Origin of the sequence: Rhodococcus jostii NBRC 16295 (assembly GCF_001894825.1) — a bacterium.
GTDB classification, from domain to species: domain Bacteria; phylum Actinomycetota; class Actinomycetes; order Mycobacteriales; family Mycobacteriaceae; genus Rhodococcus_F; species Rhodococcus_F jostii.
In genome coordinates this window covers 1-1191 of record NZ_BCWY01000243.1, presented here as the reverse complement: position 1 = coordinate 1191, position 1191 = coordinate 1, and the positions used below count along the sequence as shown (strand labels likewise).

Sequence of the window (1191 nt, the reverse complement as noted above, 5' to 3'; positions counted from 1 at the left end):
GCTCGATACGATCGAGCGGGCGATCGACGACATCGCTGCAGGACGCCCCGTCGTCGTGCTCGACGCCGACGACCGCGAGAACGAGGGCGACATCGTGTTCGCCGCAAGCATGGCAACGCCGGAACTGATGGCGTTGACGATCCGGAACAGCAGCGGCATCGTCTGCGCACCTGCCGACGGTTCGGTACTCGACCGACTCGCCCTTCCCCTGATGACCGCGGACAACCACGACCGCATGGGTACGGCGTTCACCGTGTCGGTCGACGCCACGGACGGTGTGAGCACCGGCATCTCGGCGCACGACCGCGCCCGCACCGTCAGAACGCTCGCCGCTCCGGACAGTGAAGCGGATCAGCTCGTCCGGCCCGGGCACATCTTCCCGCTCCGCGCCCGCGACGGCGGAGTACTCGCCCGGCCCGGCCACACCGAAGCCGCGGTCGACCTGGTCAGGCTCGCCGGGCTGCCACCGGTCGGCGTGATCAGTGAGTTGGTCGACGACGACGGCACCGTGAAGAGAGGTCCGCGGTGCCGGGAGTTCGCCGACACACACGGGCTGGCGCTGATCTCGATCGCCGACCTCGTCGCATACCGCAAGCGCCACGAACCGACGGTGCAGAGGCTGGCCACTGCCCGAATCCCCACCGAGTTCGGGCACATGACTGCCTACGGCTACCGCGACGTCGTGACCGGCGCCGAGCACCTCGCGCTGGTCCACGGAGACCTCGGCAACGGGCATTCCGTCCTCACCCGGGTCCATTCCGAATGCCTGACCGGTGACGTGTTTCGCTCCTGCCGGTGCGACTGCGGCGGCCAACTGAGCGATGCGCTACGCCTCGTCGCCGAGGAGGGCCGCGGTGTTCTGATCTATCTCCGCGGCCACGAAGGCCGTGGAATCGGACTGATCGACAAACTCCGGGCCTACGCCCTCCAGGACGGCGGGCTCGACACCGTCGACGCCAACCTCCGCCTCGGCCTCCCCGTGGATGCGCGCGACTACACCGCAGGCGCGCACATCCTCGACGACCTCGGAATCATGAGCACCCGGCTCCTGACGAACAACCCCGACAAGGCCCGCTGCCTCGTCGACTGCGGCATCGACGTGACCGAGCGGGTGCCGCTACACACCACCGCCACCATCCACAACCTGCCCTACCTCGATGCGAAGCGACTGCGCCTCGGACACGACCTCCC

1 protein-coding gene is annotated in these 1191 nt (G+C 68.6%); it reads left to right on the top strand.

Translation table 11 applies throughout. From position 1 onward, the window contains the following. The coding region (locus RJ1_RS44975; RefSeq protein ID WP_073371173.1) for a bifunctional 3,4-dihydroxy-2-butanone-4-phosphate synthase/GTP cyclohydrolase II at nucleotides 1–1191 on the top strand (1191 nt) is incomplete at both ends.